Annotated in this window: 22 protein-coding genes; 8 read left to right on the forward strand and 14 right to left on the reverse strand. The window is 65.1% G+C overall.

Features of this window, described 5'->3' with window-relative positions:
* Positions 1–35 precede the first annotated feature (35 nt).
* The gene (gene mobA, locus CAG41_RS23530; RefSeq protein WP_085629844.1) at positions 36–638 is read right to left on the reverse strand and encodes a molybdenum cofactor guanylyltransferase MobA; all 603 of its coding nucleotides are present in this window, start codon (positions 636–638) and stop codon (positions 36–38) included.
* Positions 639–716: 78 nt separating this feature from the next.
* Here mobA and moaB point away from each other — a divergent pair, with 78 nt between their 5' ends.
* Together moaB and glp are read left to right on the forward strand one after the other, a co-directional pair.
* Positions 717–1,256, forward strand: coding sequence for a molybdenum cofactor biosynthesis protein B (gene moaB / locus CAG41_RS23535; RefSeq protein ID WP_085577945.1), 540 nt, complete (start codon positions 717–719; stop codon positions 1,254–1,256).
* Positions 1,240–2,466: a gephyrin-like molybdotransferase Glp gene (gene glp / locus CAG41_RS23540; protein WP_085707528.1), complete on the forward strand. Its 1,227-nt coding sequence runs from the start codon at positions 1,240–1,242 to the stop codon at positions 2,464–2,466. The genes moaB and glp overlap by 17 nt, the downstream gene beginning before the upstream one ends.
* A 41-nt stretch (positions 2,467–2,507) precedes the next feature.
* On the opposite strand, the gene CAG41_RS28680 is transcribed toward glp, so the two are convergent.
* Positions 2,508–2,828 carry a hypothetical protein gene (locus CAG41_RS28680; RefSeq protein WP_170930300.1) on the reverse strand — a complete coding sequence of 107 codons (321 nt, stop codon included), beginning with the start codon at positions 2,826–2,828 and terminating at the stop codon, positions 2,508–2,510.
* Between the two features lie 317 nt (positions 2,829–3,145).
* On the opposite strand from CAG41_RS28680, the gene yegS reads away from it, so the two are divergent.
* Positions 3,146–4,060, forward strand: coding sequence for a lipid kinase YegS (gene yegS, locus CAG41_RS23550; RefSeq protein ID WP_085707529.1), 915 nt, complete (start codon positions 3,146–3,148; stop codon positions 4,058–4,060).
* On the opposite strand, the gene CAG41_RS23555 is transcribed toward yegS, so the two are convergent.
* The 3 genes from CAG41_RS23555 to CAG41_RS23565 form a co-directional block, all read right to left on the reverse strand.
* A complete protein-coding gene (locus CAG41_RS23555; protein ID WP_085577942.1) occupies positions 4,044–4,703 on the reverse strand; it encodes a response regulator transcription factor in 660 nt (219 codons plus the stop codon). The genes yegS and CAG41_RS23555 overlap by 17 nt on opposite strands.
* A complete protein-coding gene (locus CAG41_RS23560) occupies positions 4,700–5,593 on the reverse strand; it encodes a sensor histidine kinase (RefSeq protein WP_085577941.1) in 894 nt (297 codons plus the stop codon). Before CAG41_RS23560 ends, CAG41_RS23555 begins: the two co-directional genes overlap by 4 nt.
* Positions 5,594–6,070: 477 nt before the next feature.
* Complete coding sequence (locus tag CAG41_RS23565; RefSeq protein WP_085640454.1) at positions 6,071–6,553, reverse strand: hypothetical protein; 483 nt, start codon at positions 6,551–6,553, stop codon at positions 6,071–6,073.
* Between the two features lie 451 nt (positions 6,554–7,004).
* Between CAG41_RS23565 and CAG41_RS23570 the strand changes: the two genes are divergently transcribed.
* Positions 7,005–7,940, forward strand: a complete 936-nt coding sequence (locus CAG41_RS23570; RefSeq protein WP_085577939.1) for a chemotaxis protein CheV — start codon at positions 7,005–7,007, stop codon at positions 7,938–7,940.
* A gap of 91 nt (positions 7,941–8,031) precedes the next feature.
* On the forward strand, positions 8,032–8,838 hold the full coding sequence (locus CAG41_RS23575) for an MOSC domain-containing protein (RefSeq protein WP_085629850.1): 807 nt from the start codon (positions 8,032–8,034) through the stop codon (positions 8,836–8,838).
* A gap of 69 nt (positions 8,839–8,907) precedes the next feature.
* On the opposite strand, the gene CAG41_RS23580 is transcribed toward CAG41_RS23575, so the two are convergent.
* The 8 genes from CAG41_RS23580 to CAG41_RS23615 all read right to left on the reverse strand — a co-directional run bounded on the left by CAG41_RS23580 (position 8,908) and on the right by CAG41_RS23615 (position 18,224).
* Positions 8,908–9,192, reverse strand: coding sequence for a pyrimidine/purine nucleoside phosphorylase (locus CAG41_RS23580; protein WP_085577937.1), 285 nt, complete (start codon positions 9,190–9,192; stop codon positions 8,908–8,910).
* A gap of 69 nt (positions 9,193–9,261) precedes the next feature.
* Positions 9,262–9,804, reverse strand: a complete 543-nt coding sequence (locus CAG41_RS23585; protein ID WP_085707530.1) for an exonuclease domain-containing protein — start codon at positions 9,802–9,804, stop codon at positions 9,262–9,264.
* Positions 9,805–9,874: 70 nt separating this feature from the next.
* Complete coding sequence (locus tag CAG41_RS23590) at positions 9,875–11,836, reverse strand: acetyl/propionyl/methylcrotonyl-CoA carboxylase subunit alpha (protein ID WP_085707531.1); 1,962 nt, start codon at positions 11,834–11,836, stop codon at positions 9,875–9,877.
* A gap of 103 nt (positions 11,837–11,939) precedes the next feature.
* Entirely contained in the window at positions 11,940–12,737 is a 798-nt protein-coding gene (locus CAG41_RS23595) for an enoyl-CoA hydratase/isomerase family protein (RefSeq protein ID WP_085707532.1), read from the reverse strand.
* Positions 12,734–13,891, reverse strand: coding sequence for a citronellyl-CoA dehydrogenase (gene atuD, locus CAG41_RS23600; RefSeq protein WP_085640448.1), 1,158 nt, complete (start codon positions 13,889–13,891; stop codon positions 12,734–12,736). The genes CAG41_RS23595 and atuD overlap by 4 nt, the downstream gene beginning before the upstream one ends.
* Positions 13,892–13,922: 31 nt before the next feature.
* A complete protein-coding gene (gene atuC, locus CAG41_RS23605; protein ID WP_085629856.1) occupies positions 13,923–15,539 on the reverse strand; it encodes a geranyl-CoA carboxylase subunit beta in 1,617 nt (538 codons plus the stop codon).
* A 3-nt stretch (positions 15,540–15,542) separates the two neighbouring features.
* On the reverse strand, positions 15,543–16,412 hold the full coding sequence (locus CAG41_RS23610) for an SDR family oxidoreductase (protein WP_085629858.1): 870 nt from the start codon (positions 16,410–16,412) through the stop codon (positions 15,543–15,545).
* A gap of 12 nt (positions 16,413–16,424) precedes the next feature.
* Entirely contained in the window at positions 16,425–18,224 is a 1,800-nt protein-coding gene (locus CAG41_RS23615) for an acyclic terpene utilization AtuA family protein (RefSeq protein WP_371917486.1), read from the reverse strand.
* Between the two features lie 184 nt (positions 18,225–18,408).
* On the opposite strand from CAG41_RS23615, the gene CAG41_RS23620 reads away from it, so the two are divergent.
* The 3 genes from CAG41_RS23620 (at position 18,409) to CAG41_RS23630 (ending at position 21,019) form a co-directional block, all read left to right on the forward strand.
* Positions 18,409–19,032: a TetR/AcrR family transcriptional regulator gene (locus tag CAG41_RS23620; protein ID WP_085577930.1), complete on the forward strand. Its 624-nt coding sequence runs from the start codon at positions 18,409–18,411 to the stop codon at positions 19,030–19,032.
* Between the two features lie 91 nt (positions 19,033–19,123).
* Positions 19,124–19,918, forward strand: coding sequence for an ABC transporter substrate-binding protein (locus CAG41_RS23625; protein WP_085577929.1), 795 nt, complete (start codon positions 19,124–19,126; stop codon positions 19,916–19,918).
* An 87-nt stretch (positions 19,919–20,005) separates the two neighbouring features.
* Entirely contained in the window at positions 20,006–21,019 is a 1,014-nt protein-coding gene (locus CAG41_RS23630) for a GNAT family N-acetyltransferase (protein WP_085656870.1), read from the forward strand.
* Positions 21,020–21,219: 200 nt separating this feature from the next.
* Here the strand turns inward: CAG41_RS23630 and CAG41_RS23635 are convergent, their stop codons facing one another.
* Positions 21,220–21,768 carry an RNA polymerase factor sigma-70 gene (locus tag CAG41_RS23635; protein WP_085577927.1) on the reverse strand — a complete coding sequence of 183 codons (549 nt, stop codon included), beginning with the start codon at positions 21,766–21,768 and terminating at the stop codon, positions 21,220–21,222.
* Positions 21,769–22,112 lie beyond the last annotated feature (344 nt).

Here is a 22,112-nt window from a genome sequence, read left to right on the forward strand (position 1 = left end):
GACGTATGCACGGCGTGCAAGTTCCTTGCTGGGTGTCAGTCTGACACAGTGTTATGTGCGCTTAACAGTTCGGGCGTGTTGAGATTGGCCAGCCGGGGATCGTTGTCCGGACATTGCAGGGCAACGGCGCCCAGGTCGCGCATCACCCGGCCGGGGCTGCGCTCACCCGCGTCCCAGGCGGCGTCGAAGGCTGGCGAGAGGCGGGTGGGAATCACGCAGAGCAGGGGTTCCCAGTGCCCGTCATGGCGCAACATTAAAGGTTTGTCAGAATCCAGGGCGGCGGCTTCGCGCATGCTGTGCAGCAACGCCGCATCGATGCCCGGCACATCGCAGGGCAGCACCAACAGGTGCGGGTGGCGCGCAGCCATCAGGCCCGCGCGGATCCCGGCCAACGGGCCGGGAAAGTCGGTTTCGTCGTCCGTCACCAATTGGTCGGCGAATGGCGCATAGCGTTCCCGGTTGCGGTTGCAGGAGATGATCAGGTCGTCCGTCAGCGGGCGCACCTTGCGGTGCAGGTGAGCGATCAGGGGCGCGCCCTGCCACTCCACCAGCCCCTTGTCCTGGCCGCCCATGCGTTGGCCGCGACCACCGGCCAGCAACAGGATGGAGCAGGGCGGCAACGGCGGGTTGGTGTTCATGGCGGCTCTCCGGTGGGGCAGAAAAAGGGGGCGCTGTGATATAACACCGGGCTGTTTCTCCCACAACTGGACGAGCCTATGAAAGCCAAGGCCGATGTACCTTTCGCACCGCTCAACATCGCGGTGCTGACTGTCAGCGATACCCGCACCCTGGAAACCGACACGTCAGGCCAGGTCTTCGTCGATCGGCTGACGGCGGCCGGCCATCGTCTGGCCGAGCGGGTGCTGCTCAAAGATGACCTGTACAAAATCCGCGCGCAAGTGGCCGGGTGGATCGCCGACGATGTCGTGCAGGTGGTGCTGATCACCGGGGGCACCGGCTTCACCGGTCGCGACAGCACCCCGGAGGCCGTCGCGTGTCTGCTCGACAAGCAGGTCGACGGGTTCGGCGAGCTGTTCCGTCAGATCTCGGTGGCGGACATCGGCACGTCCACTGTGCAGTCTCGGGCGCTGGCGGGCCTGGCCAACGGCACGCTGGTCTGCTGCCTGCCGGGGTCGACCAACGCGGTGCGCACCGGTTGGGACGGCATTCTCGCGGAGCAGCTGGATGCACGGCACCGCCCGTGCAACTTCGTGCCTCACCTGAAACAGGCGGTGCCTTGTGAATCCCGCGGGTAAGCCGGGCAAGACCGGCAGCCTGATGCCCGTGGAAACGGCGTTGGCGCGATTGCTGGACATGGCCGAAGCCGCACCGATCGTTGAGCGCGAGCATTTGCCGTTGGCGCAGGTGGAGGGGCGGGTGCTGGCCGCCGACCTGCTGTCGACGCTGGATCTGCCGCCTTGGCCCAACAGCGCCATGGACGGTTATGCCCTGAACCTGAGCGACTGGACAGGGCAGCCCCTGCCGGTCAGCCAGAAGGTGTTCGCGGGGCAGGCGCCGGCACCCTTGCAGCCCGGCACCTGCGCACGGATCTTTACCGGGGCTCCCGTGCCGGCCGGTGCCGATTGCGTGGAGATGCAGGAAAACAGCGAGGTTCAGGCCGACGGGCGCGTGCGTTTCCTCGAACCCCTGGTGGCCGGGCAGAACATCCGGCCCCAAGGTCAGGAAACCACTGCCGGCGAGTTGATCCTCACGACGGGAACCCGCCTCGGGCCGATTGAGCAGGGCCTCGCGGCGTCCTTGGGATGCGCCGGGCTGGATGTGGTGCGCAAGGTGCGTGTCGCCGTGCTGTCGACGGGGGACGAGTTGATCGAACCTGGCCAGCCTCTGGGGGCGGGGCAGATCTACAACAGCAATCGGGTGCTGCTGTGCAGTTGGCTGCAGCGCATGGGCTGCGAGGTGATCGATGCCGGCATTCTTCCGGACGACCTCGATGCCACCCGTGTGCGTCTGGGGCAGTTGCAGGACGTCGACCTGATTCTGTCCACGGGCGGGGTCTCGGTGGGGGAGGCCGATTTCCTTGGGGTCGCCTTGAGGGAAGAGGGTGAGCTGGCGCTTTGGAAACTGGCGATCAAACCTGGAAAACCGCTGACGTTCGGCCATTTCCGGGGCGTGCCGGTGATTGGCCTGCCCGGAAACCCGGCCTCGACGCTGGTGACGTTTGCCTTGCTGGCGCGACCCTACATCTTGCGGCGACAAGGCGTTCAGGATGTCACGCCCTTGAAGTTCCGGGTGCCTGCACGGTTTGACTGGCCTCAGGCCGGTAACCGCCGCGAGTATCTGCGTGGCCGCCTCGATCAGGGCGGCGCAATCATTTACCGCAACCAAAGCTCAGGCGTCCTGCGCAGTGCGGCGTGGGCCGATGGGCTGGTGGAAGTCATGGAGGGACGCACCCTGTCTGCGGGAGACGAAGTGTCCTTCATCCCCCTGAGCGAGCTGTTGGCCTGATCTTTCCGGGTGGGTGCGAAGCCGTCGGCAAGGCTTGGCACTCACCCGGACATTAAAGGGCTCAGCAGCGATACGAGCTGGTCGAACCGGCTGTTGGCCACCCATCCCAGCATCCCCAGCACAACCGCTGTCGCTCCCGCCGAATAGGCCAATCGGTACTTGATGGATTTGACGTCCTCACGGATCTCGTCCATATCCCGGCGGATGTACTTGAGGTGGGTTTCCAGTTCGACGACACGTGGTTCCATTTCGGCCTCTCCGGTTTTCCTGTCGTTGTTCTTGTGTTCGCTCTTTTGACCGGGGCGGTTCTCGGTGAGGGAGGGCACAGGGCTCAACGGCATTCTGGCTTCATGGCTCAACATGACAGCGCCCGCCTTCTGCCTGGTTGTCGCCTGGGCAACCGTTGAGGTCGCCCAACCCTTCAAGCGCCCATGAGGTGTCTACGCTCATTTCATGCACATCCTTGTGTTGTGGTCAGATTGTGATTGATACAGCCCGCACACGGTCTCCCATTGCCGGAATCAGGTCAATTGAGCCGATTCCTCAGGTTTTGTAAGAAAGATCTTTGTTCTGTAGGACGAGGCCGTTGAGCTTCCCGGCCTGCCGAACGCGTTCGGGATTTTTGCCTTCAACGATGGTCAACATGGCCTGTACCGTCTTTGTCCGGAGGGAGACTGGCATGAGTGAACGCAAGGCGCTTTTGATATTGCATGGCAAACAGGCACTCAACGAGCAGGTGCGTGCCGCTGTAGAAAGCAGGCGCAAGGACGGCTGGACGCTGGCGGTGCGCCTGACCTGGGAAGCCGGAGATGCGCAGCGGATCGTGGAGGAGGCGCTGGAGGCCGGCTACACGCAGATCATCGCCGGCGGAGGGGACGGCACGTTGCGCGATGTGGCCCAGGCGTTGGCGGGCCATGGGCGCAAGGCAAGTCTGGTCCTGCTTCCGTTGGGCACCGCCAATGACTTTTCCCGTGCCGCCGGCATTCCGCTGGAGGTGGCGGATGCATTGGCTTTGCTGGATGTGCCGGCGTGCGACATCGACCTGGGCGAAGTGGGGGGGCAGGTGTTCCTCAACATGGCCACCGGCGGCTTCGGCAGCCAGGTGACCGCCAATACGTCCGAAGACCTGAAGAAGGTGCTCGGCGGCGCCGCTTACCTGTTCACCGGATTGTCGCGGTTCAGTGAGCTGCACGCCGCCTACGGCGAACTGCAGGGGCCGGATTTCTACTGGAGCGGCGAGCTGCTGGCGCTGGGCATCGGCAACGGCCGACAGGCCGGCGGCGGGCATGTGCTGTGCCCGCAGGCGGTGGTCGACGACGGGATGCTGGACATCGGCATCCTGCCGGCGCCGCAGGAGGTGGTGGGCACGCTGAAGACATTGCTCAGCGATGGTTTCGGCCTGGACAACCTGTTCGTCAGGACCCGCCTGCCCTGGGTCGAGATCAAGGTCGCCGAGGGGCTGTGCATCAACCTCGACGGCGAGCCGCTGGAGGGCGACAACCTGCGGTTCGAGGCACGCCCCGGTGCGTTGCGGGTGCACCTGCCGCCGGACTCGCCCTTGCTGGGCGGTGCGGCGGTCAATCGTCCAGGCTGATGATCTGCTCGCGCACCGCGAACAGCACGAGGCCGGCCACGTCGTAGATCTGCAGGCGTTTCATGATCTGTGAGCGGTGGGTCTCCACGGTCTTGATGCTCAGCCCCAGGCCGTTGGCGATTTCCCGGGTGGACTTGCCCCGGACGATCAGCCGCAGGATCTCCAGCTGACGGGCCGTCAGGTTGTGGGTGTCGGTCGTCTCGGGCTGGCTCTTCTGGGTGCGGATAAGCGCCTGGTTGATCACCGTGTGGGCGATGGCCGGGCTCAGGTAGCGCTCGTTGTTGCGCAGGGCCTCCAGGGCGTGTTCCAGTTCGGTGGCCGTGGTGTCCTTGAGCAGGTAGCCGTGGGCGCCGGACTCCAGCGCCTGCATGATCAGCGCAGGATCGGTGTGCATCGACAGGATCAGCACCTTGCTTTGCGGGCGCACCCGCTTGAGCTGCTGCAAGGCTTCCAGGCCGCCGGTCTCCTTCATCGAGATGTCCAGCAGCACGATATCCGGAATCAGCCGTTCGACGAGTTCGAGCAACTGCGAGCCGTCGCTGGCCTCGCCGATGACGGCGTAGCCGGGAATGTCGAGCACCAGAGCGCGCACGCCGGCCCTGATCAGCGAGTGGTCATCCACCAGGAGTAAGTTACAAGTCAACGCAAAACCTTATGGGTGCTGGCCCGCTCAAGCGCGCGGGGCGCCCAGGGGAAAAGTGCTTCGATTTGAGTGCCTTTGCCTGGCTCGCTGGTGACGGTCAGTTTGCCGCCCAGCTGTTCGATCCGTTCGGACATGCCCGCCATGCCACGCTGCCCTTCGCGGCCGGGGTTCTGCGCCGGCGAAAACCCTTGGCCGTCATCGCTGATCATCAGGGTGAGGCCCTGGGGCAAGCGCTGGATGCGGATCAGCAGGTTGCGGGCGTTCGCATGGCGCAGGATGTTGGTCACGGCTTCCTGGGTGATGCGGAACGCGGCCACCGCCATTTCCTCGGGAATGCCGTTCAGGCGCTGCTGGCAGTCCAGGCTCCAGTGAATGGCCGTGCTGCCCAGGGTCTTGAGCAGGTGGGCGCGCAAACTGGCTTCCAGGCCCAGGCTGGTCAATTGCCGCGGGTTGAGGATCGCCGACACGTCCCGCACTTTGTTCAGGGTCTCTTCGAGGGTGTCGCACAGCGCCGAGCAGGAGGTCTGCAGGTCGTCCGGCAGGCGCCGCTTGAGCCATTCGCTCTGCAGTTTGGCGGCGGTCAGCAATTGGCCGATGTCGTCGTGCAGTTCGCGACTGAGGCGATGGCGCTCGTTTTCCTGGACTTCCAGCAAGCGGTCGGCCAGTTCCTGGGGCTGAAACTTGATCGACTTGCGCGAAAGCCGGTACTGCACCGCGACGCAACCGGCGGCCACGACATTGACCAGCAGCAGGCCGAGCGACATCGGCGCCGACAGGCCATAGGTCAGCGCGCAGCCTGCCGCAGAGCAAATGCACAGCGTCAGGGTGAACCGGCGTGCGTTTTCCCGGGAGGGCGGCCATGTGGTGATTGACTTGAGGCTGGCGTGCATAGCGGATGGAGCCAATGGATGATCGCTGCGGGCAGACCGGCCATGGGGGCTGGCGGATCTCTGTCTTAAATATTGTCGTTCGGTTCAATGCTTCAACGTGGCGACCGGGCGAAAGTGATCGTTAACTTCGGTCTATGTTGCGGTGGGCGTCACCGTGCCATTAATTGAAAGCAACTAGCGGGCGGCATAATACCACTTCGGATACCGTTGGTCGCGTTTGCGATATATGTCCAGCAAGTCAGGAAACATGCTTTGTTGGACGCCTGTTCCATAATGGAAAAGTTGATATTCAAGACTCGATAGATATCGGCTTTTTCCGAAGTTTCATGTACAGGCAATCCCCGATGTCGACAAGGAAAGTTTTGTCGGACGGCGATTATTGTTTTTGTGGATTTGTCGCTGGTAGATATGCGAACGGTCTGAATGCGACCTGCGCATGGGCACATCAGGCGGGTGGCATGCGCCTGCGCGTCAGGGTCAGCGGCCGATTTGGGCCTGTCGCTCCGGGTAACCGACCCGGGTCATCGGCTTGGCGCCGAGGGGCGACGGAAAGCACGGCTGACCGACTTGAAACGCAAAGGCTTCGATCAGCGACGTCTGCTCGCTTTCATCGAGGCCCAGTTGGCCGGTGTGCTGATCGACCAACTCCAGTTGCCAGGCCATCAGGGTGAAGCAGTCCTGCAGGGCGCCCAGCGCCTCGGCGTGCAGGTTCACCTGTTCCAGCGCCTGGTTGAGCAGCCGGTGAAGGGTCAACGAAAACTCGGAGATCGCCTTGAGCGCCAGGTCGTTGGCCTTGTGCGCCAGCTTGAGGAGCGTGCCGAGCATGCAGTCGATGGCGTCCCGGTCGTTGCTGATCAGTTGCAGATGGCTGAGGCATTCTTCGGACTTGGCCAGGAGCGTTTCGGCTTCGACAAGAAATTCGGGGAACCGCTGCGCCCACTCTTTACGGTCGATCGGCATGCTTATCTCCGCAACGTCGTGTCGGATGAGCGAATGTCGTGTGTGCCGCCGATCATGCACCGTCGAGTGGCCGCACCCCGGTGCGCCCGGGCAGGGGCTGGGGACTTTGGGAGGGTGGTGAACCACTGACCTGCGATCGCACACAAAAGCCTGACTCCGTTCATGCAATGAGAATGGCGTCACATTAATGGCTATTGGATACTGCGAACATCAGGTTGGGCCTGATTGTTACTAGGGGATTCCCTTAGGCACGGGAACCTGGCGCGAAAATCGAGGTCGCGCCTGTGGGAGTTCAGCAGATGAAAACACGGGGCCAGTAAACCATGATGTTAATGTGACATCAATGCTTTGACGTGGCATTTTGCAGTCTTGCGGCCGGGGATCAAGATCCGGCCCGTGCAGCCGATAACCCCTTTTAGTGAATTCATCAGAACAAGCCCAGGAGTCATTGATGGCCGGCATTCTCGACACGGTAGACCAACGCACGCAACTGGTGGGTGAGAATCGCCTGGAAATTCTCATGTTTCGGCTGGCCGGGCGCCAACTGTTCGCGATCAACGTATTCAAGGTGCAGGAAGTCCTGCAACTGCCCAAGCTGACCCTGATGCCCCAGCGTCACCCGTTCGTCTGCGGCGTGGTCAACCTGCGCGGCCAGACCCTGCCGGTGATCGACCTGTCCCAGGCCATCGGCATGCGCCCGCTGGTGCCGGGCCCGAACAGCACCATCATCGTCACCGAATACAACCGTTCGGTGCAGGCGTTCCTGGTGGGCGGCGTGGACCGCATCGTCAACATGAACTGGGAAGCCATCCTGCCGCCGCCGACCAGCGCCGGCCGCCAGCATTACCTGACCGCGATCAGCAAGGTCGACGATCAACTGGTGGAAATCATCGACGTCGAAAAGGTGCTGGCCGAAATCGTGCCCTACAACGCCAAAGTGTCGCGGGACAAGCTTGACGATCCGGTGCTGGAACGTGCCCGGGGCCGCGAAGTACTGCTGGTGGACGACTCCAACGTCGCCCTGTCGCAACTGCGCGACACCCTCGGCCAGTTGGGCGTGAAGATGCACATCGCCAGCGACGGCCTCAAGGCCCTGAACCTGCTCAAGTCCTGGGCCGACAGCGGCGCGAACATGACCGACAAACTGCTGATGGTCTTCACCGACGCGGAAATGCCGGAAATGGACGGCTACCGTCTGACCACCGAAATCCGCAACGACCCGCGCCTGCGTGGCCTGTATGTGGTACTGCACACCTCGCTGTCCGGCAGCTTCAACGACTCGATGGTGAAGAAGGTGGGCTGCGACAACTTCCTCTCCAAGTTCCAGCCGGACAAGCTGGTCGACGTGGTGCGCCAACGGCTGATGCTCGACGAAGTGCCGGCCTGATCACGGGCGGGTTCTGCGTCGCCGCATTGGGGCTTTGATTCAACGGCCGGCTCGTATAGGGTGGCGTTCTTTACCCTCCAGGGAGTTGGCCATGCTGCGTCTGAGCGCGCTTTACCGTTACCCGTTGAAATCCGGCAAGGCCGAGGTCCTGCAAGGGATCGGCCTGGACAAGCTGGGGCTTGAAGGGGACCGACGCTGGATGCTGGTGGACGAGCCCAGCGGGCGTTTCCTCACCCAGCGCGCCGAAGCGAAGATGAGCCAGCTGTCGGCGCTGTGGAATCCCGCAGGCGGGCTGACCCTCAGCGCTGCGGGCCACGGGGCCATCGATGTCGCGGTGCCCGGCGACGCGGCCGAGCTGCGCGGCGTGACCATCTGGCGCGACACCCTGCGCGTGCCGGATGCCGGCGACGAGGCGGCCCGGTGGGTCAGCGACTTCATCGGCAAACCGACGCGGCTGGTGCAGGTGCCCCTGGATCGCGCCCGCATCACCCAGGCCGGCTACGGCAAGGATGATGACCAGGTGGCGTTCGCCGACGGCTTCCCGCTGTTGCTGATCGGTGAAGCGTCCTTGCAGCATTTGTCGCAAGAGGTCGGGCGTCCCCTGGAAATGCTGCGCTTTCGGCCCAACCTGGTGATCGAAGGCAGCGAGGCCTATGCCGAGGACGGCTGGAAGCGGATCCGCATCGGTGAGGTGGAGTTGCGCGTGGTCAAGTCCTGCTCCCGCTGCATTCTGACGACGATCGATCCCAAGACCGGCGAGCGCAGCGCCGACCGCGAACCGCTTGCGACCCTGCAGAAGACCCGCGCCCAGGCCGACGGCGCGATGTTCGGGCAGAACCTGGTGAACGACGGCAACGGCCGGCTGGAAGTCGGCATGCCGGTGGAAATCCTCGAGTAACCGGCCCCTGAACAAAAATGCCCGTGTCCTTGGACACGGGCATTTTTGTTTGTGGCGCGATCCGTCAGATCAGCCGCGGTATTCGCAGAGGTAGGCGGTGTCGACGGCCACTTTCAGCTGGAACTTGCTGTTGGCCGGTACGTTGAACTGGCTGCCGGCGGCGAAGGTTTCCCACTCGTTGCTGTCCGGCAGCTTGACGGTCAGCGCACCCGACACCACGTGCATGATTTCGCGCTGGGCCGTGCCGAATTCGTATTCGCCCGGAGCCATGACGCCGATGGTCGCGGGGCCTTCAGCGGTGCCGAACGCGATCGACTTGACGGTGCCGTCGAAGTACTCGTTGACTTTGAACATGGGCGATTCCTCGAAAAGGGTCAAAAAGGGCCGGCCAGTATGCACAAGGCATCCGACGCCGTCATCTGTCTAAAGCGGCAGCACCAGCGGCAGCAAACGGGCGGTGTTGCGGGCGTCTTCCAGGGCCCGGTGCTGCTGGCCACTGAACTGCAGGCCGGCCAGTTGCAGGGCGCCGTTGAGCCCCAGGGGCCGTTCCAGGCGCCGGGCCTTGGCGAAGCGCTGCTTGAGGTTCATGTGCGGCACCTGGCTCAGGGCGCTGTCGAGTTGCAGGCGCTGCCATTCCTGGAGCAGCTGCTTGCGGTCGTAGTCGCCCCAGCTGGCCCAGCCTTCCAGGCGCGTGCGGTGCTGGCCGAGCCAGCGTTCGAAGGCCGGCCAGACCTCGCTCAAGATCTGCGCCGAATCGATGTTGGCCTGGGTGATGTGGGTGAGTTCGCGGCAGAACGGCGTCAGCAAGGGCCGGCGCAGCGGTTTGACGAAGCGCTGGAAGTGATCGCGCTCGCGGCCGGCGCGGTCGACCAGGGTGGCGCCGATCTCGATGATCTCCATTTCCGTAACCGGCCAGCCACCCTCGTCGGTGGTGGCTTCCAGATCAATGACCAGCCAATGGGGCATCGCAGGGTTCCTGATGTGTACGTTCCGATAGTTCAGAGCGTAGCCAAACCCTGCGGATGCGCCTGGCGACTCACTCGACCTGCAACAGAACCTGACGATTCTTCACCTGATCGCCGACCTTGACCTGCACCCGCTTGAGCACGCCGTCGATGCCGGCCTTGAGCGGGTGCTCCATTTTCATCGCCTCCAGCACCACCAGCAGCTGCCCCTTGCTGACCGGGCTGCCCTCGCTGACCAGCACGTCGACGATGGCGCCGTCCATGGGTGCCTTCAGCGTGCCGGAACCGACGCTGGTCTGACTGTCGATCACCGCATGAGTTCGATCCGCCAGGCACAGGCTGCAGGCGTCGGTGAACAGCCAGAGCCGCTCGTCCTCCAGGCGATAGGCATGGCGCTGGCGCAGGCCGTCGATCTGCAGCGTCACGTGGCGTTCGTCCTGTTCGACGAGTATCGCCTGGAGGCGGCGTCCGGGCGTCTCGACCTCAAACCGGCCACCGGGGCCGGCCAGCAGTTGCACGTTCCAGGTCTGTTCCTCCAGGCCGAGCCGGTAGCCGACCGCCACGCCCGTGTTGTTGCGCCAGTCGGCCAGCGCCGGGCGATGCGCCTGGGCGCTGCGCCGATGGAACAGCACGGTGGCGATGGCCAGTTCCTCGGCGCCCGGCGTCTGCGGCCGCAGGCAGGGGTGATCGGTGAAATGCCGGGGGATGAACCCGGTGTCGAAACGGCCGTCGATGAACTGCGGGTGCTGCAGCAGGCCGGCCAGCAGGCGCTGGTTGCTGTGCACGCCGAGCAGCACGCTGTCCTGCACCGCCCGCAGCAACTTGCGCCGCGCCTCTTCCCGCGTGGCGCCATGGGCGATCAGTTTGCCGAGCATCGGGTCGTAGAAGGGGCTGATGAGCCGGTTTTCCGTCAGGCCGTGATCGATGCGCGCACCGTGCCCCAGCGCCGGCTCCCAGGCCAGGACGCGCCCGGTCTGCGGCAGAAAGCCCTGTGCCGGGTCTTCGGCATACAGGCGCACCTCCATCGCATGGCCGTCGAGCCTGACCTGTTCCTGGGTCAGCGGCAGCGGCCGGCCCTCGGCGACCGCCAATTGCCAGGCCACCAGGTCTTGTCCGGTGATGAGTTCGGTCACCGGGTGCTCGACCTGCAACCGGGTGTTCATCTCCAGAAAGTAGAAGCGCCCCTGGGCGTCGAGCAGAAACTCCACGGTGCCGGCCCCCACGTAGTCGACGGCGCGTGCGGCCTTGATCGCCGCCGCGCCCATGGCTTCGCGCAGGGCCGGGGTCATCACCGGGCAAGGGGCTTCTTCGATGACCTTCTGATGGCGGCGCTGGACCGAGCAATCGCGTTCGCCCAGGTGGATCAGGTGGCCGTGGCGGTCACCGAACACTTGAAACTCGACGTGGCGCGGCTCCACCAGCGCCTGTTCCAGGATCAGCTCGTCGCTGCCGAAGGCGTTGAGCGCTTCGGAGCGGGCGGTGCGCAGTTGCGCGGGCAGCGCTTGCGCGTCCTCCACCAGGCGCATGCCGCGTCCGCCGCCGCCGGCGCTGGCCTTGATCATCAGCGGATAGCCGATGCGCTCGGCTTCGCGCAGCAGCGTGGCGTCGTCCTGTTCCGCGCCTTGGTAGCCGGCGACGCAGGGGACGCCGGCGGCGAGCATGGCGATTTTCGAGCGGCGCTTGCTGCCCATCAGTTCGATGGCGTCGGCGTCCGGGCCGATGAAGGTCAGGCCGGCCTGTTCGCAGGCCCGGGCGAAGTCGGCGTTCTCCGAAAGGAAGCCGTAGCCGGGATGCACCGCATCGGCGCCGCTGCGCCGGGCCGCGTCGAGGATCGCGGCGATGTTCAGGTAAGACTGCTGCACCGGCGCAGGACCGATGTGCACGGCCTGGTCGGCCATCTGCACATGCAGGGCGTTGGCGTCGGCGTCGCTGAACACCGCCACCGTGCGATAGCCGAGGGACTGGGCGGTGCGCTGGATCCGGCAGGCGATCTCGCCGCGGTTGGCGATCAGGATCTTGTGGAGGGCGGGCATGACGGTTTTCCCTGGAATGTCGCGTTGGAAGGGCGGGCCTCATCGCAAGCAGGCGCGCTCCCACATGGGTTTGCGGTGCAGGTCGGCACGGCGGGAGCGTGGTTCAAGTCGCCCACTTCGGCTTGCGCTTTTGCAGGAAGGCCAACGTGCCTTCGGTGCCTTCGGCGCCGGTCACCGCCTCGCTGAACCATTGCGCCGCTTCGTCCAGCAACTCGGTGCCAGGTTGCCCGGCGCTGGCCAGCAATAGTTTTTTGGTCATGGCGTTCGCTTCCGGGGCGCAGCACAGCACGTGCTCGAGCACTTCATCCAGCCGCTCGGCCAGGGCCTGCGGATCCTGCTCGACGAAGTGCACCAGCCCCATGCGCCGGGCCTGGTGGCCGTCGAAGCGGGCGGCGGTCAGGGCCAGGCGCCGGGTTTCGGTGAGGCCGATGCGCTGCACCACGAACGGTGCGATCTGCGCCGGCAGCAGGCCGAGGCTGGTTTCCGGCAGGCCGAACTGGGCCTGATGGTCGGCCATGGCGATGTCGCTGACGCAGGCCAGGCCGAAACCGCCGCCCAGCACGGCGCCTTGCAGCACGGTGATCAGCACTTGCGGCACGTGCTGGGCCTCTTGCAGCAGGGCGCCGAACGCACGGTTCAGGTCGCGGTAGGCTTGGCCGCCTTGTGCGCGGGCGTTGGCCATGTCCTTGATGTCGCCGCCGGCGCAGAAATGGCCGCCGGCGCCGCTGAGCACGATCGCCCGCACGCTGCGGTCGTCCCGCACCGCCGCCAGTGCGGCGCGCAGTTCGGCGACCATCTGCAGGCTCATGGCATTGCGGCTGTCGGGGCGGTTGAGGGTGATGTGCAGCACGCCGTTGTGCGGCTCCAGCAGCAGCGTCGCGCAATCGGGCAGGGCGCTCATGGGCGTTTCCCCGGCAGGATGCCCATCAGCTTGCAGATGATCCCCAGCATGATCTCGTCGGCGCCGCCGCCGATCGACACCAGCCGCACGTCGCGGTAGGCGCGGGCCACCGGGTTGTCCCACATGTAGCCCATGCCGCCCCAGTACTGCAGGCAGCTGTCGCTGACCTCGCGCCCGAGGCGCCCGGCCTTGAGCTTGGCCATCGACGCCAGGCGGGTGACGTCCTGACCTTTCACGTACTGTTCGGTGGCCTGGTAGACCAGTGCCCGCAGGCATTCGATTTCGGTCTGCAGCTCAGCGAGGCGGAAGTGGATCACCTGGTTGTCGATCAGCGCGTTGCCGAAGGTCTTGCGTTCCTTGCAGTACTCGATGGTGCTGTCGACGCAATACTCCAGCCCCTTGATCATGTTCGCCGCGCCGAACAGGCGTTCTTCCTGGAACTGCAGCATCTGCATCATGAACCCGGCGCCTTCGTGGCCGATGCGGTTGCGCTGCGGCACGCGCACGTCGTCGAAGAACACCTGGGCGGTCTCCGAGCTGCGCATGCCGAGTTTGTCCAGGTGCGGGCTGAGGCTGATACCGGGCGTGTCCATCGGCACCATGATCAGGGATTTGTTGACGTGGGGCTTGTCGTCCGAGGTGTTGGCCAGCAGGCAGATGAAGTCGGCGCTCGGCGAGTTGGTGATCCACATCTTGCTGCCGTTGATCACGTAGTCGTCGCCGTCCTTGCGGGCGGTGGTCTTGAGCCCGGCGACGTCGGACCCGGCGCCGACCTCCGAGACGCCGATGCAGCCCACCTGTTCGCCGCTGATGGCCGGGCGCAGGAACTGCTCGCGCAGCTCATCGGAGCCGAAGCGGGCCAGGGCCGGGGTGCACATGTCGGTCTGCACGCCGATGGACATCGGGATGCCGCCGCAATGGATGGTGCCGAACTCTTCGGCGGCGACGATCGAATAGCTGTAGTCCAGCCCCATGCCGCCGAACTTCTCCGGCTTGGAGATGCCCAGCAGGCCCAGCTCGCCGGCCTTGCGGAAGATCTCGTGGATCGGGAAGCGTCCGGCCCTTTCCCATTCCTCGACGTGGGGGTTGATCTCGTGTTCGACGAACTGGCGCACGGTGCGGCGCAGGGCTTCGTGTTCCGGGGTGAAGATCATTGTTGTTGTTCTCCTCAGGATCCGTTGGGGGTCAGAACCGGCTGACGCCGAAGCTGTTGGGCTGCAACGTGCGCAGATCGGCCTCGTGGCAGATGTCCAGCAGGTAGCCGAGCAGGATGCGGGTGTCGCGGGGGTCGATCAGGCCGTCGTCCCACAGGTTGGCGCTGCCGTAGAGGGCGGTGGACTGGCTGTCGAGTTTCTGCGCGGTGGCCTGTTCGAGCATGTCGAGCATTTTCGGGTCGGGCTCCAGACCGTCCTTGAGCTGCCGGGCTTCGGTGACGATGCGCAGCACCTTGCCGGCCTGGGCGCCGCCCATCACGGCGGTGCGGCTGTTGGGCCAGGCGAAGATGAAGCGCGGGTCGAGGCCGCGCCCGCACATCGCGTAGTTGCCGGCGCCGTAGGAGCCGCCGACGACCAGGGTCAGCTTCGGCACCCGCGCGTTGGCCACCGCCTGGATCAGCTTGGAACCGTGCTTGATCACCCCGCGCTGTTCCGACTCGGTGCCGACCATGAAGCCGGTGGTGTTGTGGAAGAACAGCAACGGCGTGCGGCTCTGGTCGCACAGTTGAATGAACTGCGCCGCCTTGCTTGCGCCGTCCGGGGTGATCGGGCCGTTGTTGCCGATGAAGCCGCAGGCCCGGCCCTGGATCTTCAGGTGGCCACAGACCGTTTGCGAGTCGAACTCGCCCTTGAATTCCAGGAAGCGCGATTCGTCGGCGATCCGCGCAATGATCTCGCGCACGTCATAGGGCTTCTTCGGGTCGTCCGGGATCAGGCCGAGCAGTTCGTCGATGGGGTAGAGCGGTTCCTTGTACGGCGGCGCGGGCCGCCACGGCAGGTGTTCGTTCCAGTTCAGCAGGCTGACGATCTCGCGCACCTGACGGATGCCGTCGGCGTCGTTTTCCGCCAGGTATTCGGCGGTGCCCGCCACCTGCGCGTGCATTTCGGCGCCGCCCAGTTCTTCGTCCGTGGCCACTTCGCCGGTGGCCGCCTTGAGCAGCGGAGGGCCGGCGAGGAACAGCTTGGCCTTGCCCCGCACCACCACCACGTAATCCGACAGCCCCGGCTGGTAGGCGCCGCCGGCGGTGGCCGAGCCGTGCACCACGGTGATCTGCGGCAGGCCCATGGCCGACATCCGCGCCTGGTTGGCGAAGCTGCGCGCGCCTTCGACGAAAATCTCCGCCGCATAGTTGAGGTTGGCGCCGCCGCTTTCGGCGAGGGTGATCACCGGCAGTTTGTTTTCCTGGGCGATCTGTTGCAGGCGCAGGGATTTCTTCAGGCCGGAAGGGGAGATGGTGCCGCCCTTGATCGCGCTGTTGTTGGCCACCACCAGCACCCGCACGCCGGACACCTGGCCGATCCCGGCGATCAGGCCGCCGCCGGCGGCGCTGCCGTCCTTGTCGTCATGCAGCTTGTAGCCGGCCAGGCTGGCCAGTTCGAGGAACGGCGAGCCGGGGTCGAGCAGCAGGTTGAGGCGTTCGCGGGGCAGCAACTGGCCGCGCTTGTCGAATTTCGGCTTGGCTTCGGCGGCCTTGTCCAGCAGGTTGCGTTCGAGCTGCTGCACGTGCTCGACGGCGGCCAGCATCGCGGCGCGGTTGCGGGTGAAGGCTTCGCTGTGGGGATCGAGAAGGGACTGAATGGACGGCATGGCTTATTCCTTGTCCTTGAGCACGTCGGGCAGGTAGGCGCGGTGGAAGCCGTTGAACGGTTCGCTGTGGCTTGCCTTGTGCAGCGGCCAGGCGCGGTTGCCGAGGCTGGCGGCGCCGTCGATGCGCACGGTGCTGCCGCTGATGAACGCGGCGGCCGGGCTCAACAGGAACACGATCGCTGCGCTGACCTCTGATTCGGTGCCGATGCGTTTGAGTGGCACGTGCTCGCGCAGGGTCGGGATCACGGCCTTGAACGCGCCTTCATAGGTGTCCATGCCGCTGGAGGCGATCCAGCCCGGCGCCACGGCGTTGACCCGCACGCCGGCGCAGCCCCATTCGAAGGCGGCAGTCTTGGTGAAGTTTTCCATGCCCGAGCGCGCAGCGCCGGAGTGACCCATGCCGGGCATGCCGCCCCACATGTCGGCGAGCATGTTGACGATGCTGCCGCCGTGCTTGCCCATCGACTGGTTGAACACTTCCCGGGCCATCAGGAAACCGCCGACCAGGTTGGTGCGCAGCACGGTCTCGAAGCCTTTCTGATTGATCGAGGCCAGCGGCGACGGGTACTGGCCGCCGGCGTTGTTGACCAGGCCGTGGATCGGCCCGTGCTCGCGGATGATTTCGCCGACCGTTGCCTTCACGGCTTCTTCGTCGCGGATGTCGCAGGCTTTCCAGTGTGCGCGGCCGCCGTCCTCGGTGATTTCGGCGGCGACCTTCTGCAGCTTCTCGGGCTTGCGGCCGATCAGCAGCACCGTGGCCCCGAGGGCGGCCAGCTCATGGGCCGTGCAGCGGCCGATGCCGCTGCCGCCGCCGGTGACGATGACCGTCTGGCCGTCGAACAGCCCGGCGTTGAATATCGATCGGTAAGCCATGGCGCCATCCTTTTATTCGAATTGTTCGGCGATGCTTCGCGGCACCGGGATCTGGATCTCCAGCAGTTGCTGGGCGAAGGCCTTGCCTTGCGGGTCGATCCGCAGGCTGGCCACACCGCCGCCGCCCAGGGCGTTCTCCAGCAGAAAGTTCAGGCTGTGGGTGCCAGGCAGGTACCAGCGTTCGACCCGCCCGTGGATCGGGTCGAGGACATGGCCCATCCAGTCCACCACCACCGCCGGGGTCAGCGCTTCGGCGATCCACGGCAGGTATTCGGGGCGGCGCGGCATCACGCCGATGTTGCTGTGGTCGCCCTTGTCGCCGGAGCGCGCCACGGCCAGTTTCACCAGCGGCACGCTGGCGTCGGCGCGGCCCTGGGGCTTGGGCGGTTCGTGGGGCACGGGCAGGTCGCCGCTGCTGAAGGTGTCCGGGGGTGGCAACGTGCAGGGATGACGTTCGCCGGCGATGTCGACCTGCAGGGTGCAGGCGTCCTTGTCGATCAGGAACGAGAACAGCCGGATCAGCGGATACACCGTCGGCCGTCCGCCGACGATGCCGGTCAGCCCCGGCGCCATGCCGGTGGCGGCCTGGGCGATTTCCCGGGAGAACAGCACCAGCGCCTGCTTGTTCGGGTGGCGCACCGCGAGCTTGATCACCACTTCGCGGCTGTCGCGGCGCCGGCCGTGGGGGCCGTAGGTGGCTTCGCTGCCCAGCAATTCGACGTTGACTTCGCTGTAGGGGCCCCAGCCGCGCTGCTCCAGCATCTGCGCGGTCTTGCCGATGATCGCCTGGCTGACCCGCCGCGCCTTGTCCACCGCATCGAGGCCGGCGATCAGGCAACTGGCGGTGCAGCGGAAACCGTCCGGATACGTCGCGCTGACCTTGTACTTGCCGCTGGGCGGCAGGCCTTTGGCGCCGTGCACGCGGACGGCGTTCTTGCCTTGCTGCTGGAGTTTGACCTGGGTGAAGTCGCAGATCACATCGGGCAGCAGATAGGCCTGCGGATCGCCGATCTCGTACAGCATCTGCTCGCCCACGGTCAGCGGCGTCACCAGCCCGCCGGAGCCTTCGGGCTTGCTGACGGTGAACTGGCCGTCGGCGCCGACTTCGACGATCGGAAAGCCGATGTGCTCGTAGTCCGGCACCTCGCGCCAGTCGGTGAAGTTGCCGCCGGTGCACTGGGCGCCGCATTCGATGATGTGCCCGGCCAGGGCGGCCTGGGCCAGCCGGTCGTAGTCGTGCCACGACCAGCCGAAGCCGTGCACCAGCGCCGCGCTGACCACGGCGCTGTCGACCACCCGCCCGGTGATGACGATGTCGGCGCCCAGGCGCAGGGCCTCGACGATGCCCGGCGCGCCGAGGTAGGCGTTGGTCGAGACGCACAGGGGCGGCAGCGGGGCGCCGCTGAACATCTCGGTGATGCCTTGGGTGCCGAGCCCCTTGAACTGCGGTTGCAGGTCATCGCCCAGCAGCACGGCGATCTTCAGGTCCACGCCGGCCCGGTCGCAGGCGGCCTGCAGCGCGGCGGCGCACGCGGTGGGGTTGACCCCGCCGGCATTGCTGATGACGCGGATGCGCTGCTGCGCCAACTGCGGCAACAGCGGAGTGAGGATGTCGATGAAGTCGCCGGCGAAGCCGGCTTGGGGGTCTTTCAGGCGGGCGCCGGCCATGATGGACATGGTGATTTCGGCCAGGTAGTCGAACACCAGGTAGTCCAGGCGTCCGCCCTTGACCAGTTGCTCGGCGGCGGTCGAGGTGTCGCCCCAGAAGGCGCTGGCGCATCCGATGCGGATAGCGGTGGGCACAGTTGGCATCGTTGTCTCCGACTCAGGAACCTGCGACAGAAGTGCGTCGAGGCTACCAAGCAAGCGCTTGGTTTGTAAACAGTGGAATCATCTTCCGCCCAAGCGCTTGCTTGGGCGCGGCCGGCGGCTTAAATTGCCCGCGCAACCCTGCGTTTCCCGGCGCAGCAGACTGATCGACTGTAGGAGAGAACGGGTGGACGAGCAAAAAGCCCTGGGGGTCATGCGTGAACTGGTCGACGCAGGCCAGTTGACCGACCCGGACAGCGCCCGCGGCAAGCTGCTGCAAGTGGCGGCCCACCTGTTTCGCAACAAAGGCTACGAACGCACCACCGTGCGCGACCTGGCCGGTGCCGTGGGCATCCAGTCGGGCAGCATCTTCCATCACTTCAAGAGCAAGGACGAGATCCTGCGGGCGGTGATGGAAGAGACCATCCGCTACAACACCGCCCTGATGCGCGCCTCGCTGGCCGAGGCCGGCAACGTGCGCGAACGGGTGCTGGCGCTGATCCGCTGCGAACTCCAGTCCATCATGGGCGGCAGCGGCGAGGCCATGGCGGTGCTGGTCTATGAATGGCGTTCGCTGTCGGACGAAGGCCAGGCGCGGGTGCTGGCCCTGCGCGACATCTACGAGGCCCTCTGGCTGCAGGTGCTGGGCGAAGCCAAGGCGGCCGGGTTCATCCGCGGCGACGTGTTCGTGACCCGACGTTTTCTCACGGGGGCGTTGTCGTGGACCACTACCTGGTTCCGCGAAGGCGGCGGCCTGAGCCTGGATCAGTTGGCCGAAGAGGCCTTGATCCTGGTGCTCGAAGAGCGCTGAGCGCTTTCTATGGGGCCGGGAAACTGGCTAACTGGGCGAAAACGCCTAGTTTGAATGCAGGGAACGTTTCTTTTTCGGGGAGTGGGGTGATTTGAAGTCTTTGCCAGTTCGCAAGGCCGCCGGGTTTCTGCTCGCAGCGCTCGCGTGTTCGGTGCTGCCGGTTGAGGCGGCGCAATTGGTGCGGGTGGGCGCTGCGCACTTTCCGCCGTACACCATCCGCCCGGAGAACGGGGCCGACACCGGCCTGCTGCCGCAACTGGTCGAGGCGCTGAACCGCTTGCAGGGCGACTATCAGTTTGTCCTGGTGCCGACGTCGATTCCCCGGCGCTTCGGCGATTTCGAGCAAGGCCGGATCGACATGGCCATCTTCGAGAACCCCGAGTGGGGCTGGAAGGACATTCCCCACACCAGCGTCGACATGGGCCTGGAGGACGCCGAGATATTCGTCGCCCAGCAGGCGCCCGGGCGGCAGCAAAGCTACTTCGCCGACCTCGGCGGCAAGCGTTTGGCGCTGTACAGCGGCTACCACTACGAATTCGCCAACTTCAATGCCGACCCCAAGTACCTGGCGCAGAACTACAACGCCACGCTGACCTACTCCCACGACAGCAACCTGCTGATGGTGCTGCGCGGGCGCGCCGACATCGCGCTGGTTACCCGTTCCTACCTGAGCGATTACCTGCTGCGCAACGAGAAGGTGCGCGGCGAGCTGCTGGTGTCGCAGCGCATCGACCAGATCTACCACCACTACGCCATCCTGCGACCGGTGGCGCCGATCACCGGTGAGACCTTCGGCAAGCTGCTGCAAGGGCTGCGCGACAACGGGCAGATGCTGAAGATCTTCGATCCGTACAAGATCGCCGTGGTGCCGGTGCCTCACCCCTGACCCGCAGGTTTTTGCCTGCAGCCTAAATTTCCTGCCCCGGCTCACGTCCCATCGTTGAACTGTCGACGATTACCGTGAGCCCGACCCATGTCCAATCTGAATGATCTGGTTGCCTTGGCCTTGCCTTCGGGCAGCCAATTGATAGCCGATGCCACCGAAAGCCGTCTGAGCCTGAGCCTGGACGGACAACCCTTGATCCGCCTGCGCGTCGACATCGAGCTGCAGGGGCCGATCCGGATCGATGAGCGCTTTGCGCTGCCGCTGGGGCAAGCGTTGTGGGCGGCCTGCTATTGGCTGTTCGCCCGTGACCCGGCACGCCGGCAACTGGTCTGGCAACTGGAGCAGCCGCCGACCGAGGCCTTGCTCAGCGGCCTGCTGGTGGCCACCGAGACCGCCGGCGAATACCGCTGCGAACGCACGCTGTTCTGGCAATTGCCGCAGCCCTGGCTGGGGGCATCGATGACCGGCAGCTACCCGCAGCAGATGGTCATCAGCCAAGGCAAGCGCCATCCGCTTCGTCCGCCCAAGCCCCGCGGCGAGGTGTACCGGCGTTTCGATGCGCGCCTGGGCGCGTGGATTTCCTTGCGCACCGTGGAGATCGAACGGGATCTGGCGCGTTTCAACCGTTGGCAGAACAGCCCGCGGGTGGCCAGCTTCTGGCAGGAGGAGGGCACGCTCGAACAGCACCGCGAGTACCTGACCAAACTCGATGCCGATCCGCACACCCTGACCCTGATCGGTTGCTTCGACGATCAGCCGTTCGCCTATTTCGAGGCCTATTGGGCCAAGGAAGACCGGATCGCTCCTTTCTACGAGGCGGACAACTACGACCGCGGCATCCACATGCTGGTCGGCGAGGAAAACCACCGCGGGCCGCACAAGGTGGCGAGCTGGCTGTCGGCGCTGGTGCATTACCTGTTCCTGGACGATCCGCGCACCCAGCGGGTGGTCGCCGAGCCGCGTGCCGACAACGCGAAGATGATCGGCCACATGCACAACCAGTGCTTCCACTGCGAAAAGGAATTCGATTTCCCGCACAAGCGCGCGGCGCTGATGATTCTGGGGCGTGAGCGGTTCTTCGACCGGTGTTCGTTGGCGTGAGGGGCGGGCCCGGGATTCCCGGGCCTGGTTTTGCCGCTGCCGCAGGTGAGCGAAATCCCTGCGCAAGCAACGGCTGGCGATGGCGTTTTCGGTGACGCCATCGCCGGCAGGCTGGCTCCCGCAGGGATCTTGGTTGAAGGCAGATCGGCGGCCGGTGCAGCGATGCCTGGCCGCAGGCTTTCGCGGGCAGGCTTGTGCGGTCAGCCGCGGGCGGCCATGGCGGGACGGCTGCCCGACACTTTGCGACAGTGCACCAGGGCGTCGCGGATCATGAAGTTGACCAGGGTCGGCGATACGCCCAGTTCCTTGGCGATGTCCTTCTGCGGCACGCCGTGCAGGCGGTACATCTCGAAGGCGTAGCGGGTGCGGCTGGGCAGCTCGGTCAGCGCATCGGCAATGTTTTCGAGGGTCGAGAAGTTGATGTGCGAGGTTTCCGGCGAAGCGCCCTGGATGACCACGTTCAGTCCTTCCTCTTCGGGGCCGGCGTACTTCTGCTCCAGCGCCTGCTTGCGGTAGTGGTCGATGGCCAGGTTGCGCACGATCTGGAACAGATAACTCAATTGCGCCTTGATCGACGACGTGATCGGCGGCGCCGACTGCAGTCGGAAGAACGCATCCTGCACCACATCTTCGGCACGTGACCGGCAGCCGGTGATTCGGGCTGCAATCTTGACCAGGATCAGTCGGTTGTCGACGAAGGCCTGAAGTAGCGGTGAATCGCACCTGCTTGTGGATACTTGTTCCGTCATGGAAATCACCTTGCTGCCAATAGGTTAGTGGGACGCCTGGGGACGGGGCCGTCCTACACATCGAGCGACAAATTATGTTGAATGATAATGATTGTCAATTGAGAAAGAGAACTAATGATCCATGACGGTGCAAACCGAGAACTGCGACACACCGCCGCAGCGATTGCCCCTCTCCCGGCCCCATTGGGGGTTCCAGCCTGCCGACTAATTATTTCAAGACGTCATCCGTTCTCATTGGTGAATGGTTCCGGGCACGCAGCCCCGGCCACACAGCATTCCCATGCCTTGCGCGGTCGGCACAGACCGCGCCCTGCACGCCCTCGCCGGGCGTGACGCAGAACCCG

This window comes from Pseudomonas sp. B35(2017), assembly GCF_002113645.1.
In the GTDB taxonomy this organism is placed as follows: Bacteria; Pseudomonadota; Gammaproteobacteria; order Pseudomonadales; family Pseudomonadaceae; genus Aquipseudomonas; species Aquipseudomonas ekonensis.

Coding starts and splice junctions, on each gene's coding strand:
- CAG41_RS23615 (WP_371917486.1), bottom strand. CDS start 18,224: ATGCCAACTGTGCCCACCGCTATCCGCATCGGATGCGCCAGCGCCTTC.
- CAG41_RS23580 (WP_085577937.1), bottom strand. CDS start 9,192: ATGTTCAAAGTCAACGAGTACTTCGACGGCACCGTCAAGTCGATCGCG.
- CAG41_RS28680 (WP_170930300.1), bottom strand. CDS start 2,828: ATGTTGAGCCATGAAGCCAGAATGCCGTTGAGCCCTGTGCCCTCCCTC.
- CAG41_RS23565 (WP_085640454.1), bottom strand. CDS start 6,553: ATGCCGATCGACCGTAAAGAGTGGGCGCAGCGGTTCCCCGAATTTCTT.
- CAG41_RS23585 (WP_085707530.1), bottom strand. CDS start 9,804: ATGCCCCATTGGCTGGTCATTGATCTGGAAGCCACCACCGACGAGGGT.
- CAG41_RS23575 (WP_085629850.1), top strand. CDS start 8,032: ATGCTGCGTCTGAGCGCGCTTTACCGTTACCCGTTGAAATCCGGCAAG.
- CAG41_RS23630 (WP_085656870.1), top strand. CDS start 20,006: ATGTCCAATCTGAATGATCTGGTTGCCTTGGCCTTGCCTTCGGGCAGC.
- CAG41_RS23590 (WP_085707531.1), bottom strand. CDS start 11,836: ATGCCCGCCCTCCACAAGATCCTGATCGCCAACCGCGGCGAGATCGCC.
- CAG41_RS23610 (WP_085629858.1), bottom strand. CDS start 16,412: ATGGCTTACCGATCGATATTCAACGCCGGGCTGTTCGACGGCCAGACG.
- CAG41_RS23560 (WP_085577941.1), bottom strand. CDS start 5,593: ATGCACGCCAGCCTCAAGTCAATCACCACATGGCCGCCCTCCCGGGAA.
- CAG41_RS23595 (WP_085707532.1), bottom strand. CDS start 12,737: ATGAGCGCCCTGCCCGATTGCGCGACGCTGCTGCTGGAGCCGCACAAC.
- atuD (WP_085640448.1), bottom strand. CDS start 13,891: ATGATCTTCACCCCGGAACACGAAGCCCTGCGCCGCACCGTGCGCCAG.
- mobA (WP_085629844.1), bottom strand. CDS start 638: ATGAACACCAACCCGCCGTTGCCGCCCTGCTCCATCCTGTTGCTGGCC.
- CAG41_RS23570 (WP_085577939.1), top strand. CDS start 7,005: ATGGCCGGCATTCTCGACACGGTAGACCAACGCACGCAACTGGTGGGT.
- CAG41_RS23635 (WP_085577927.1), bottom strand. CDS start 21,768: ATGACGGAACAAGTATCCACAAGCAGGTGCGATTCACCGCTACTTCAG.
- atuC (WP_085629856.1), bottom strand. CDS start 15,539: ATGCCGTCCATTCAGTCCCTTCTCGATCCCCACAGCGAAGCCTTCACC.
- moaB (WP_085577945.1), top strand. CDS start 717: ATGAAAGCCAAGGCCGATGTACCTTTCGCACCGCTCAACATCGCGGTG.
- yegS (WP_085707529.1), top strand. CDS start 3,146: ATGAGTGAACGCAAGGCGCTTTTGATATTGCATGGCAAACAGGCACTC.